Genomic DNA, 13,702 nt, shown 5'->3' with positions numbered 1-13,702 from the left:
ATTAATTTGAATCCTTTGCGCTCTGAGTATTTTTATTATCAACAACTTGTGCTTGCGTTGCAATGCGTGCTTGGCGCTGATGCTCTAATACTAATGCACCAATTCGTTGTTGTTGTAATTCTCTTAACCCTTGCTTTGCATTTTCAAGTGCAGGTTCGGTTGAATAACTAACCGGAGAAGCAAACCCACCACCAACAGGGGTCGTTTGAAACATTGGGACAGCCTCACCTTGCGTGGCTTCATTAGAGCCAGGTAATGTTTGTAGGCCAACAATGGCAAACATCGCCACACTAGCCGCAATGGCAATTTGCCCAAGGGTTTTTTTCCAGTTAATCGAAACGACGTTTGAATCATCTTTTTGCACTGAAATATCTACTGGAGTGTGCTGAGGTTGATTCGCGGTAAAATTACCATAGACAGGTTCTGATTCTAGCTGCGCAGCCACACTATCTGCAATGTCGATAAATATATCTTGTTCAGGTTTAGCGCGCACAATGTCACCCATTAACGCATAGCGCTCAAAGGTCTCACGTTCTTGCTCTGTGAATTTCAAGTCATTTAATTGCGCTTCACCATCAAACAAAGCCGATAAATGCTCATTCTCTGTAGAGTGTGCTTTGGTCATACTCTGATTCACCTATGCATTATTAATTAGTGGGTTTAATTTTAAGTCGACTGCTTCTCGCGCTCTAAAAATCCTCGAGCGCACAGTACCAACCGGACAATCCATAACAACCGCTATATCTTCATAGCTCATTCCCTCTAATTCCCGCAAGGTAATCGCGGTTTTTAAATCTTCAGGTAGGTTATTGATTGCATCGTAAATTACATTTTTCACTTCATCACTCAGTAGCAAATTCTCAGGGGTAGCATTTGAACGCATTGCTGAGCCACCATCATAAAGCTCCGCCTCTTCGGCATCAACATCATTAGCAGGCGGTTTGCGACCTTGAGCAACAAGATAATTTTTAGCGCAGTTCACAGCTATTCGATATAGCCATGTATAAAACGCACTCTCTCCTCTGAAACCAGGTAAAGCACGATACGCTTTAATAAACGCTTCTTGTGCAACATCGGCTACATCGCTTTGGTTTGATACATATCGCGAAATCAAACTGGCCACTTTGTTTTGATATTTCCTGACTAGCAAGTTAAAGGCGTTTTTATCTCCCTGCTGCACTCTTTGTACAAGTGCTAAGTCTAATTCCTGCTCGCTCATTCGAGCCGGTACTCCTATAAATTGCTTATTACTCTTTAGTTTTTTGTTTTAATAACGAAGAATAAGACCCACTAAAAAATAAAAAGTTCTGTTATGACCAAATTTTTTTTAAAATAAATACCAACAGCTAGATGAATGTTGGCTTAAAACGAGCGCCAAAAGTAAATTAACTAGCATTTTTTCCGACAAGTAATTATTGTGAAGCTCGTTAATTTTCCATTGTAACCTTAAGTATCACTGACATGAACCAAAAAAAACACCACTCTACTGATGTCGCCATTATTGGCAGCGGCGCTGCTGGGTTAACTTTAGCTCTGACTCTCGCGAATCATTGTAATGTCACTGTGATCAGTAAAGGCCCCTTAACCGAAGGTTCCACCTTATATGCACAAGGTGGAATTGCCGCAGTTTTTGATAAAGATGATAGCGTGGAATCTCATGTTGAGGACACCCTTGATGCGGGCGCTGGTTTATGTGACCGTGAAGCGGTGCATTACACTGCTAGTAATGCAAAGCGCTGTATGCAATGGTTAATTGAGCAAGGTGTACCATTTGATATGGAGCATGATAAGCAAGGAAAGGAGCGTTACCATCTCACTCGGGAAGGCGGGCATAGCCATCGTCGAATTTTGCATGCCGCAGATGCGACGGGTAAAGCTGTGCAAACAACCCTAATTGATCGAGTTAAAGAGCACAGCAACATCACTTTACTTGAAAAATACAATGCGATTGATTTAGTTACCGATGCAAAATTAAATAAACCAGGGCAGCGCTGCCATGGCGTCTATGTATGGAATCGCCAAGCTGAGCAAGTGGAAACTTTAAATGCTAAGTTTGTTGCTCTTGCAACGGGTGGCGCAAGTAAAGTGTATTTATATACATCCAACCCTGATGTTGCCTCTGGTGATGGGATTGCCATGGCTTGGCGTGCTGGCTGTAGCGTGGCGAACATGGAATTTAACCAATTCCATCCAACTAGTTTATATCATCCTGAATTACAAAACTTTTTAATTACAGAAGCTATGCGAGGTGAAGGTGCTTACCTACTTCGACCTGATGGCACTCGCTTTATGCCTGACTTTGATGAGCGTGCAGAGCTGGCGCCGCGCGATATTGTGGCCCGCGCAATTGATTATGAAATGAAACGCCTTGGTGCGAACTGCGTTTATTTAGATATTTCTCATAAAGAGAATGATTTTATTATCGAGCATTTTCCAACAATTTACGCAAAGTGCCTGAGTGTTGGCTTAGACATCACTAAAGAGCCAATCCCTGTGGTCCCTGCGGCACATTATACTTGTGGCGGCGTAGTGACTGATTTTAATGGCAAAACCGACCTTGACAATTTATATGCAATTGGCGAAGTGGCTTACACCGGATTACACGGCGCGAATCGAATGGCCAGTAATTCATTGCTTGAATGTATCGTATTTGCTCAAGCTGCAGCTGAAGATATTGTAACAAAACTGGCAAACAGTCCTGAAGTGACTCCTTTACCTGAATGGGATGAAAGTCGCGTCGCCAACTCGGATGAAGAAGTAGTAATTACCCATAACTGGCACGAACTACGGCTGTTTATGTGGGATTACGTAGGAATTGTTCGCACCACCAAACGCCTAGAACGTGCTCAGCGCCGGATTGAATTATTACAGCAAGAAATTGAAGAATATTATACTCACTTTAGAGTCAGTAATAATTTATTAGAACTACGCAACTTGGCTCAAGTCGCTGAATTAATTATTCGCTGTGCGCTTGAACGAAAGGAAAGCCGAGGATTACATTACACGCTCGATTTCCCACAACTAGCGCCTAATCCAAAACCGACAATTTTGAAACCTTAATCAGTACAAATTTTAATGACCTGCCGTCGCAGTCGAGCATTATCGACTGCGCTCATACTGCTCGAATATATTACCAACCAAGAGCGATCAAATCCGGTTAGTTTTAACAACAAAACGCCTGTAAATAGTTGGCTTTGCTTATGTAGTTGACACGGCCAACTTCCCCCCTCAACACAAACTTCAAGATGCCCGTCATCGTATAAAAGTAATACACCTTCATCTCGGGCAGCAGCCACAACTTGTCGCCATGAGTAATAAAACAACAGCAACATAACCACTAAGCACGAAACCCCTACCCAGAGATCTCGTGTAGTGATCAGTAATAAAGTCATAACAAATACAAAAAAACCTACAAGGAAGGTAGGTTTTTTTCGATTACCACTGAAAGAGATTCTATACACGAACTCGGTTTAAAATGAGCTTAACCATATAATCTAGCTCAGAGTCAGTACTCGTTTCATGACCCATAAACCAGGCAAATAACTCAGGATCTTCTTGTGTTAATAAGCGCTGAAAAATATATTTATCGGCTTCACTTAACACATCATATCCCTGCTCAACAAATGGCATTAATAGTACATCAAGCTCTAACATGCCGCGACGGCAAGCCCAACGCAATCGCGCTTTATTATCTAATTGAATCATTTGCTACCTCGTTGTCGTGAGCTCAAGATTCTAACAAAAACAAATCCAATATATAATAGTTAAACACTATCTCACTGATTTAATCATCAATCTATTAAATATCATTCGCATTTACGCTATTATAATTGCTCTTCAATCTTATGGTTAATTCATTTATGTCTCAAATTTATGCATGCCAACTCAGTGATAAGCTTATCGAGTTGACTGGCGCCGATAAAAAATCGTATCTGCACGGACAAATTACCCAAGATATCAATTTACTAAAAGAAGATAATTTTCTTTGGGCTGGACACTGTAGTGGAAAAGGCAAACTATGGGCTGCCTCAAAATTATTTAGTTTTGAGGACAGTTATTTAAATATACTCTCAGCCGATGAGCTCTCTGCCAGCTTGCCAGAACTGAAAAAGTACGCCGTGTTTGCCAAAGTAACCATCACAGAGACGACAGACTATCAGCTCTTTGGTCTGTTCGGCGATGACTTACAACCGATACTTGCGCAACTTGGTATTGAGTTTATTGGCAATGCCGCCACATTCTCTCTGGGAAAAGCACTTAAACTCAGTGAACAACGGGTTATTCTGTGTCTCAAGGCTGCTTTTCCTGAGCAAGTAAAAAGCCAGCTAAACTGGCTCGATGATGATTCGGTATGGCAAAGCCTAGCCATTAAACAAGGAGAACCTCGCTTAAACCAATCTGCCGTCGGTGAATATGTGCCGCAAATGGTAAATTTACAGGCGATTGAGGGGATCAGCTTTACGAAAGGCTGCTATACAGGTCAAGAGACCGTCGCCCGAATGAAATACTTAGGTAAAAATAAACGCGCGATGTATATATTAAGCGCCCCAGGTCAAACAGCAAGTTTGACCGAAGCAATCGAGCAGCAAGTATCTGAAAACTGGCGAAGCGCAGGAAAAGTCATTACTGCTGCCTACAACGCTCTTTCAGATACCAGCTATTTACTTGCTGTACTACCAAACGATATTGAACAAGACACAATCTTACGAACTAAACAAGTAACGCCTGTGCTCGTTAATATCAACCCATTACCCTACTCACTCAGCGACAATTAAAACGGGAATCTTATGAAAATCGCACAAAACTCAGTGGTAAAAATGCATTATTCTGTCATCGATAAAGAAGGCAACGCAATCGACAGTTCATTCGACGATGAGCCACTTGAGCTAATTATTGGTTCTGGATTCCTTATTCCTGGCCTCGAAAATGCTTTAATCAATAAAGAAGTCGGCAACACCTTTACAGTCACGGTTCCCCCATCTGAAGGGTATGGAGAACGCCATGACGGCCTGATGCAAGCTGTTCCAAAGTCAATGTTTGAAGGTATTGAGCTCGAAGTGGGTATGCAGTTTAGAGCGACTACTGATGACGGTGAAGAAACGGTCATTGTGTTAGAAATTCAGGGTGATGATGTACTCGTTGACGGAAACCACCCTTTATCTGGAATCGAGTTAACCTTTGATGTTGAAATTCTTGAAGTTAGAGAAGCAACAGCTGATGAGCTTGCTCATGGCCATGTTCACAGTCCTGGGGGATGTGGACATAACCACTAAGCACTTGATAAACCATATAATCAGACAATAAAAAAGCGCCTTGGCGCTTTTTTATTGTCTGATTATATTATTATTTTTCTTCAGTTGGATCTGCTACGGTTAGCGGCACAAACTGGGTCAATACACTCAGTAGTTTCACCTGGTCATTCGTCCCAATCCTAATTTGCGTACCATCTTTGAGAAGCAGTGCAACGGCAGAAAAACCCGATACCCCATACACCCAACCATCATGAGTAATTTTTATTCCCAGACCATGTTGCCACGAATTCGTCACTCCATGCACCGACTCGATATCAGTAAATGCAATTTCCTTCCCAAAAACTCCAGGTCCAAAGCCCCATTTTAACGATGAAGAAGACACGCTAATCGTCAGCTTATGAAATAAAAAGGCCACCAGCCCCACTCCACCAGCAAACAAATAAACAGGCACTGAAGGCCCTAAAATATAAAGAGCTAACAAAACAAACGATAAAATCCAGCTTAATAGCGCTAAAATTGGCCATCCGTACTGGGTATGTTGATATGGCATACTGCCCTCAATTAAAATAATAAACCACTGAAGCACTCGTTTCAGCGTCGTAACTTAACTTACCTTCTTCAGGATGAGAGTTATAGCGGTATAAATATGAAAACTTAACTGATAATGCTTCACTCATGCGACTGATCAAAGCCGTTTCTGACTTTAGCCTTGAGCTTAAACCCGACAGCGACTGTTCATAACTAATGTCTTGATTAAAACGTGTTGACTTAGACACGACCCGCTCCCATTGCAATGCTAATCTCAGTAAGTAACCTGTTTGTGCACTCCCGTCGAGATTCTTTTGTGCGCTCAAACCTGGACCGATATCAAAGTCTACCTTATCTTTTTTTAAACTGAGCAAGCGATTACCATACCCTGAGGCAATAGTATATTTGTATGAAAAGCCATTAAAGCGGTCATTTTCATAATCGCCATACACAAAAAATGATTCTTCTTGATTCCCTAACTTATAGTTACCCTGCAATGAACCAAAAATACGCGATGCGGTCGTTTTAGTATCTTTTATCTGTTCGTCAAAGTCGCGTTTGAATAGACTATCGAACTTAAACTGGTTACGCCAAAGTTCCAAATCTTGATAAATGTTGGCTTTGAGTTTTGCTGTCGTAGAGTCCGTGTTTCCGCTTGTTAAAATAAACCCGAGTTCAGTATCACCATAGAACAAATCTCCTTGGTGCTTGGTATGAATATCAGAGTCATCAAACTTGCCATATTCAGAAAAATCTTCAAATGGATCTTTTGCAAACGCAGATGCACTTAAGCAACAAATAACGATCAACCAGTACTTCATCATTCCTCCAGCAGAAACCTCATTTTATTGTATAAAAATCAAAAATAAAGCCTTTGCGGTAGAATCTGTCACTTTCCCTATTTTAGAGTCATTTTTTCCAGATGATATGACAAAATGGCGCATCTTTCTCTAAGCTAATCAGCATGCGCGCATACTCAATATCATTGTCCTCAAATTCCAGACCAATGATCACTTGTAAGTATAATTCTGGTTCGATTTCAAATTCGACAAATTCAGACCACGAATCATCAGGATTATTGTCTTCAGCAAACCCTGCCGTTTCGCGGTGCATATTAAAGTAAACAATATCTTCTTCAGATAAGTTATCTGGTGCTAACTCCAAAAACACTTCATAAGCATTATCTGTTGCTTGTTCCACGGTCCATAAATGCGCTGGGTAAGTCATTTTCTTTACTCTTTAATGTTCACTTGCTGGCTTTATACCAAATCAAAAAAAAAAGCCAAGATAAACTTGGCTTTGTTAAATTAATAATTGCTTTACTCTGCGGATGTTTGCCCTTTTATTTTTTCACGCATACCTTGAATAAGGCGGTAAAATATCGGGATCAACAAAGTACCAAAAATAGTGGCCGCCAGCATACCAGCTAACACAGTAACACCTAATGATACACGACTGCCCGCCCCCGCACCTGATGCAAAGACTAAAGGCAACACCCCCAATACAAAAGACAGTGCGGTCATTAATACCGCTCTAAAACGCAGTGTTGCAGCTTGCAAAGCCGCATCAAAGATACTTGCACCTGCTGCTCGTTGTTCCATCGCAAATTCAACAATCAAAATCGCTGTTTTTGTCGATAAACCAATGAGTAACACTAAGCCCACTTGAGCATAAATATTATTGGCCATGCCAACTAAATACAAGGCAAGCATGGCACCAAACAAGGCTAATGGAACCGCAGCAATGACCGAAAAAGGAATCGTCCAACTTTCGTATTGCGCCACTAAAAACAGGTAAACAAAAATAACAGCTAAGCCAAATAACACAGGCGCTAAATCACCCGCTTCTAACTCTTGTTTCGATTGGCCTGCCCACTCGTAAATATAACCCGCGGGTAGATTATCAGCCAACTCTTGCATCACCTGAATGGCTTCGCCACTTGCGTGGCCTTCCGAAGCTTGACCGGTAATACTCGCGCTGCGGTAAAGATTAAAATGGTTCACACTCGTAGGCCCTAGAATTGGCTTCAAAGTGGCTAAGGTGGTAAGCGGCACCATTTCACCATCCACATTACGCACGTAAAAGTGCTGTAAGTCACTAGGTTCTTTTCTGAATTCCGTTTCTGCTTGGATAACAACCCGGTAAGTACGACCAAACTGATTAAAGTCATTAATATACAAGGAACCTAATTGCGCTTGTAAGGTGGTAAAAATATCGCTTAAGGCAACACCTTGTGCTTTCACCTTGTTGCGATCAACTTCAAGAAAGTACTGGGGCACACTGGCACGATAGGTACTGAACACTTGTTGTAATTCAGGGCGCTGATTCGCCTCATAAATCAAACCATTCATCACTTGCGCCAGAGCCGCAGGATCACGACCTTCACTGTCTTGTAAACGAAACTCAAAGCCCGAACTATTACCAAGCCCAGGGATTGGTGGCGGATTAAAGACCATCACTTGCGCATCAGGCATGGTCCATAATTGCCCCATCAAACGGGGGATCAACTGCCGAAGACCTAGTTCTGGCTCAACACGATCTTCCCAATCTTTTAAGATAATAATCCCCAATCCATTGTTCGAACCCGGTCCGCCTAGTAACGAAATACCCGATACCGCCACAAAGTCAGTCACCGCCGGATCTTGCATAATGATGTCACCAACTTTATGCATGATGTCTTCTGTGCGCCCTGTTGCTGCAGCATCTGGTAGCTGCACATCAACGAATAAAAACCCTTGATCTTCACCCGGCACAAACGCTGTTGGAACTTCTTTTGTCAACCAACCTGTTGCTGCAAAAATCAGTAACGCGAAAATACCGACTCGCGCAGAGCGTTTAAGTAAAAACGCCACCACATTGGTGTACTTTCCCGTCACTCGATGAATGGCTCGCTCAAATGGCGCCAGCCATTTGATAGGTTGCATGGCTTTTTCACTCAATAAGAGCACACACAACGCTGGACTTAAAGTCAATGCATTCACTGAAGAGATGATCACCGCGAAGGAGATAGTCACTGAGAATTGCTTATACAACTCGCCGGTTATACCCGGCATAAAACCAACAGGAACAAACACGGCTAGCAGCACCAATGTAGTGGCAACAATCGGCCCTGATACTTGCTCCATTGCTTTGGTTACCGCATCTTTAATGGGTAATTTTTCTTCTTTCAATAACCGTTCAACGTTTTCGATAACAATAATCGCATCATCAACGACAATCCCGATAGCCAACACTAAACCAAACAAAGTAATCGTATTAATCGAATATCCCATCAGCATCATGAAAGCAAACGTACCAATGAGTGATACAGGAATTGCGACACAAGGAATAAGGGTTGCGCGCCAATTTTGTAAAAATAAAAACACGACAAAAATAACTAACACAACTGCTTGGAATAAAGTCACGACAACTTCAGAAATTGAACGGTCAATAAACTCTGTGGTATCAAATGGAATCGAGTACTCTAAACCATCCGGGAAACGTGATGACAGCTCTTCCATGGTCGCTTTAACCTGTTTGGCCACTTCAGTCGCATTGGCATCAGATAACTGATAAATCACTAAAAAAGCAGTATCTTGATTATTTAATTTTGCAGAATAGCCATAATCTTGAGAGCCTAGCTCAATTCGCGCAATATCAGATAAGCGAACAAAGTTACCATTTTGACGAGCCCGAATAATCGTATCGCCAAATTCTTGAGGAGACTGTAAGCGGCCTTGCGCTTGAATGGAATACTCGAATTGCTGGTTAGGTAATGCTGGAGACGCGCCCAGTTTACCAGCCGCAACGATTAAGTTTTGCTCACGTAATGCTGCTTGTACCTCGGCTATCGTCACATTTAATGATGACATTCGGTCTGGGCGCAACCAAATACGCATTGAATAAGTTTTCTCACCCATCACCTGTGCAGAAGCCACACCTTTTAAACGTCCAAGAGGCTCCGTTAAGTAATTCGTCGCATAATTGCTTAAAAATATATCATCAAGCCCAGCTTGATCAGAGTACAAAGTAATCCCCATCAACATACTGCTTGACTGCTTTTTAACACTCACACCTTGACGCTTTACTTCTTCAGGTAAGCCTGCTTCAGCTAAGGCAACACGATTTTGCACATTGACCTGTGCCATATCACTATCAGTGCCGACTTTAAAATACACCGTAATAGTTGCAGTCCCGTTATTTGCGGCGGTTGATTCAATATACATCATGTCTTCCACCCCATTGATTTGCTCTTCAATGGGCCGGATCACTGACTCTTCCACAACCTGCGCACTGGCACCAGGAAACACCGTTGTCACCTGAACTTGTGGAGGGGTTATTTCTGGATACATATTTACCGGCAATAAACCTAACGCGATTAATCCAGCTAAAGAAATAAGCACAGAAATAACTAAGGCAAATTTAGGCCTATTTATAAACGTTTTACTGATCATTGCTCATCCTTATTTTGCAGTCGCATCCGTAACGACACCCGTCGTTGCATCCACTATTTTGACAACTGGATTCACTTCAATGCCTGTGCGTACTTTTTGCAAGCCTTCAATAATCACTTGTTCACCCGTTTGCAACCCGGATTCAACGACCCACATGGCATTTATTCTTCGACCTAATGTCACATGGCGGCTGAGTACTTTATTACTTTGATCAACAACTAACAAAAATTTACCTTGTTGATTTTCTTGAACCGCAGCTTGAGGTACTAACACCATTTCTTGTTTATCTTGACTTTCGACAATCAAATTGACAAACATTCCTGGCATAATTATTTTTTTCGGATTACTGAATACAGCCCTTAATTCGACAGTTCCGGTTCCTTGGTCGATTTTAGTGTCAGCAAAATCGAGTTTACCAGCTTGATCATATTGGGTGTTATTCGGTAACCGTAAATGTAAATCAATTGGTACATCTTCGGGACCTGCGGCATTTTGATGTTTCTGAAGATAATTTAAGTACGCGGCTTCCTCTACTTGAAAATTAACATAAATAGGATCAATCGCGGTAAGCACGGCAAGCTCTGAGCTTTGCGGACCAACGATATTACCCACATCATAGTTAACTTTACCGATTTGACCTGAGAATGGCGTTTTAATTTCAGTGTAACTAAGGTTCAGACGTGCCTTTTCAAGCGCAGCTTCACCCGCTTTCACATTCGCAGCAGTTTGCGCCGCATTAGTGGTCAACTTATCGAGATCCGATTGAGATAAAAACCCCTTTTCAGCCACTTCTTTACCACGCTTTAAGTCACGGCTCGCGCCATCAGCACCGGCAATTTTGCTTTTTAAATCGGCATCGGCTTGAGCGAGGCTAGCTTGAAATTCCACAGGGTCGATTTTTAAAAGTAATTGCCCTTCTGTGACGAAGCTCCCCTCATCAAAATGGCGTTCAATGAGCTCACCTTCAACTCGGGCCTTTATAGTTGCTTGTTGAAACGCTTGGGTTCTAGCGACAAATTCTCGGTAATTGCCGACATCGCTGGTTTTTACTTGATAAACGGAGACCGCCGGTGCTGGTGCCGCTTTTATTTCTTGATTTTGCTGACCACACCCAGTTAATGCAATAGATGCAGAAATCATCACCGCATAACTAAGGCATTTATATGGAGTGAAAAGGCTGTTTGGCTGCTTTCCAATAAAAGGTTTGAGCATGGTAATCTCCCTTTACTATCTTACTAGTAATTCGAATCGGATATATATGGTGTGTTTCAATACTAATATGACTGACGACATAAGTAATCACTTCACACCACAAAATGTAAAAATAAGCTAAGAAATTAATATTATTAATATAATAAGCTACTTTACTTATTCAGATCTGTTACTAAGCGTTACTGGCTCTGCGATTTAACTTTACATTTTACTGATTAAATTTTACGCTCAATAAAAAGAACCAAAAGGTCGTACCAGTTGAAACTCATCACACTAACCATCGAACACCAAATTGCCCGCGTCACTCTTAACCGCCCAGATAAGCTCAATGCGCTGAATCTGGCAATGTTTCAACAACTAGATAATATAATTAAAACCTTAAAAAAAGATCGCACAATTCGAGCTGTCATTCTCGATGCGCAAGGAAGTGACTTTTCAACCGGGTTAGATGTTAAAAGTGTGATGAAATCCGGTTTGAGTATTGTAAAATTACTATGGAAATGTTTGCCTGGAAATCAAAATTTAGCGCAGCGAGTGGTTTTGGGTTGGCAAACGCTGCCTATGCCTGTCATTGCAGTGGTCAACGGTCGATGTTGGGGAGGCGGGACCCAAATCGTGCTAGGAGCCGATTATCGCATAGCCCACCCTGACGCCAGTTTTGCAATTATGGAGGCACGCTGGGGTTTAGCGCCAGACATGGGAGCCAGCCTCCCGATAAGCCACCTCGTCGCGCGTGATCAGGCTTTATTACTGTCGAGCCTTGCTGAACCATTTAGCAGTACAGAAGCGCTCAAAATCGGTTTAATTACCCAGTGCGATGCTGAACCTCTTCAAGCTGCTTATACCCTAGCGCAATCACTCATTACACGTTCACCAGATACACTAGCTGCCATTAAGCGTCTTTATCAAGCGAGCTACGGGCAGGCCACACGCAAAACTCTCGCCCGTGAAACATTTAATCAAATACGATTACTGCTGAATAAAAATACCCGAATTGCCATCAATAACCAGCTAAACTCCCAAGAAATGCCCTTTCATAAAACAAAAAAATGGTAGCCTAAAAGCCAATAGAAAAAGTAATTGCATCCTAGGTATACTTGGTCAATAGTGGTTAATCACATTGCCTTAGGTAAGGTTGTTCTTGAACAATGGTAAAAAAATATTTGATGAGCAGCATGATTATTTTAAGCTGCTTAATGCTCGGCAAAGGGTTGGCTTGGTTAGTCAATGATCACTTTCCTGGTGCTATTTTTGGCATGTTACTCCTGTTTGCCCTCCTGCTCAGTGGTAAAGTTCAATATGAACAAGTCTTTCCATGTGCAAATCTCATTCTAAAATACATGCCATTGTTATTTATTCCCTCTGGTGTGGCACTTATTGAGCACCTCGAACTGCTTCGTTGGCAAATTCCTTTAGCTGCACTATGCAGTACGCTGTTCACGCTTGCACTGGTGGGACACCTAATGCAACGGAGCCTCAAACCATGATGTGGATGATTGGTTTTCCCTTAACTGTCGGTTTGTTTTGTACATTTCGGTGGTTGCAGGTGCAACTTAAGATCACATTGCTTAACCCGATTTTATTATCGATCATCACTCTTATTGCTATTTTATCGCAATTATCTTTCCCTTATGCTGATTATCAAACCAGTACAGCACTCTTAACTTGGTTGCTTGAGCCCGCCATTGTCGCTCTGGCATTACCTCTTTATAAAGAATACCTCACAGTGAAGGATAATTTACGCAGTATTGGCACTATCAGTGTGCTTGCGGTATGCAGTTCAATGACCCTCTCAGTTTTAATTGCATTTGCTCTGAACCAGTCACTTGCAGTACAAGCATCATTGGCTACAAACTCTGTCACAACCCCAATTGCAATTTCCGTCACGAAAAGTATTGCTGGTATCCCGGCTCTTGCCGCCGTTATTGTCATACTCGTTGGGGTCTTCGGTGCTGTCTTCGCTCTGCCCTTTTTACGTATTATTGGCGTTAAACGCCCTGAAGCTCAAGGACTAGCAATGGGCGCTGCCTGTCACGCAATTGGTACAGCCAGATCATTAGAGTGTCATCCTACTATGGGGGGCTATGCATCTTTAGCCATGGCTTTGAGTGCAATTATAACCGCAATATTAGTCCCTATTTTATTTCCAATCTTACAAGCCATTTTACACGCAAAGTGAATAGCCTTTGAGTCATATTCTGGTGACGCTTTGTTACAATTGAGGCCTAGTTTTGGCTTGCTTTTAAAAAAGGGAGGCTTATGCTCAAAATAACCTGT

Annotated in this window: 15 protein-coding genes; 6 read left to right on the top strand and 9 right to left on the bottom strand. The window is 42.1% G+C overall.

Going from position 1 to position 13,702, the window contains the following annotated elements; genetic code table 11:
• Window position 1: 1 nt before the first annotated feature.
• Window positions 2-625, bottom strand: coding sequence for a sigma-E factor negative regulatory protein (locus AC3KVK_RS04530; protein WP_490313212.1), 624 nt, complete (start codon window positions 623-625; stop codon window positions 2-4).
• Between the two features lie 12 nt (window positions 626-637).
• Complete coding sequence (gene rpoE, locus AC3KVK_RS04525; protein ID WP_490313211.1) at window positions 638-1,219, bottom strand: RNA polymerase sigma factor RpoE; 582 nt, start codon at window positions 1,217-1,219, stop codon at window positions 638-640.
• Window positions 1,220-1,461: 242 nt separating this feature from the next.
• Here rpoE and nadB point away from each other — a divergent pair, with 242 nt between their 5' ends.
• Window positions 1,462-3,060 (top strand): L-aspartate oxidase, encoded by a 1,599-nt coding sequence (gene nadB / locus AC3KVK_RS04520; protein ID WP_490313210.1) that lies wholly within the window; start codon window positions 1,462-1,464, stop codon window positions 3,058-3,060.
• Here the strand turns inward: nadB and AC3KVK_RS04515 are convergent.
• Together AC3KVK_RS04515 and AC3KVK_RS04510 are read right to left on the bottom strand one after the other, a co-directional pair.
• Window positions 3,057-3,392: a hypothetical protein gene (locus AC3KVK_RS04515; protein WP_490313209.1), complete on the bottom strand. Its 336-nt coding sequence runs from the start codon at window positions 3,390-3,392 to the stop codon at window positions 3,057-3,059. The two genes, nadB and AC3KVK_RS04515, sit on opposite strands and share 4 nt — an antisense overlap.
• Window positions 3,393-3,453: 61 nt before the next feature.
• Window positions 3,454-3,705, bottom strand: a complete 252-nt coding sequence (locus tag AC3KVK_RS04510; protein WP_490313208.1) for an FAD assembly factor SdhE — start codon at window positions 3,703-3,705, stop codon at window positions 3,454-3,456.
• Between the two features lie 155 nt (window positions 3,706-3,860).
• Between AC3KVK_RS04510 and ygfZ the strand changes: the two genes are divergently transcribed.
• Together ygfZ and AC3KVK_RS04500 are read left to right on the top strand one after the other, a co-directional pair.
• Complete coding sequence (gene ygfZ, locus AC3KVK_RS04505) at window positions 3,861-4,775, top strand: tRNA-modifying protein YgfZ (protein WP_490313207.1); 915 nt, start codon at window positions 3,861-3,863, stop codon at window positions 4,773-4,775.
• A gap of 12 nt (window positions 4,776-4,787) precedes the next feature.
• The gene (locus tag AC3KVK_RS04500; protein ID WP_490313206.1) at window positions 4,788-5,273 is read left to right on the top strand and encodes an FKBP-type peptidyl-prolyl cis-trans isomerase; all 486 of its coding nucleotides are present in this window, start codon (window positions 4,788-4,790) and stop codon (window positions 5,271-5,273) included.
• Window positions 5,274-5,343: 70 nt separating this feature from the next.
• On the opposite strand, the gene AC3KVK_RS04495 is transcribed toward AC3KVK_RS04500, so the two are convergent.
• The 5 genes from AC3KVK_RS04495 to AC3KVK_RS04475 all read right to left on the bottom strand — a co-directional run bounded on the left by AC3KVK_RS04495 (window position 5,344) and on the right by AC3KVK_RS04475 (window position 11,425).
• A complete protein-coding gene (locus tag AC3KVK_RS04495) occupies window positions 5,344-5,802 on the bottom strand; it encodes a hypothetical protein (protein WP_490313205.1) in 459 nt (152 codons plus the stop codon).
• Between the two features lie 7 nt (window positions 5,803-5,809).
• Window positions 5,810-6,604, bottom strand: coding sequence for a DUF481 domain-containing protein (locus tag AC3KVK_RS04490; protein WP_490313204.1), 795 nt, complete (start codon window positions 6,602-6,604; stop codon window positions 5,810-5,812).
• A gap of 85 nt (window positions 6,605-6,689) precedes the next feature.
• Complete coding sequence (locus AC3KVK_RS04485) at window positions 6,690-7,007, bottom strand: HI1450 family dsDNA-mimic protein (protein ID WP_490313203.1); 318 nt, start codon at window positions 7,005-7,007, stop codon at window positions 6,690-6,692.
• Between the two features lie 92 nt (window positions 7,008-7,099).
• Window positions 7,100-10,213, bottom strand: a complete 3,114-nt coding sequence (locus AC3KVK_RS04480; protein ID WP_490313202.1) for an efflux RND transporter permease subunit — start codon at window positions 10,211-10,213, stop codon at window positions 7,100-7,102.
• 9 nt (window positions 10,214-10,222) lie between these two features.
• Complete coding sequence (locus AC3KVK_RS04475; RefSeq protein ID WP_490313201.1) at window positions 10,223-11,425, bottom strand: efflux RND transporter periplasmic adaptor subunit; 1,203 nt, start codon at window positions 11,423-11,425, stop codon at window positions 10,223-10,225.
• 258 nt (window positions 11,426-11,683) lie between these two features.
• Here AC3KVK_RS04475 and AC3KVK_RS04470 point away from each other — a divergent pair, with 258 nt between their 5' ends.
• The 3 genes from AC3KVK_RS04470 (at window position 11,684) to AC3KVK_RS04460 (ending at window position 13,604) form a co-directional block, all read left to right on the top strand.
• Entirely contained in the window at window positions 11,684-12,481 is a 798-nt protein-coding gene (locus AC3KVK_RS04470) for a crotonase/enoyl-CoA hydratase family protein (protein WP_490313200.1), read from the top strand.
• Between the two features lie 92 nt (window positions 12,482-12,573).
• Window positions 12,574-12,912, top strand: coding sequence for a CidA/LrgA family protein (locus AC3KVK_RS04465; protein WP_490313199.1), 339 nt, complete (start codon window positions 12,574-12,576; stop codon window positions 12,910-12,912).
• A complete protein-coding gene (locus AC3KVK_RS04460; RefSeq protein WP_490313198.1) occupies window positions 12,909-13,604 on the top strand; it encodes an LrgB family protein in 696 nt (231 codons plus the stop codon). The genes AC3KVK_RS04465 and AC3KVK_RS04460 overlap by 4 nt, the downstream gene beginning before the upstream one ends.
• The last annotated feature ends 98 nt before the right edge of the window (window positions 13,605-13,702 follow it).

Source organism: Pseudoalteromonas sp. J2K-J979, assembly GCF_058169715.2.
Note: the sequence above shows the minus strand (reverse complement) of the source record. Positions and strands in the feature narration are given on the sequence as shown.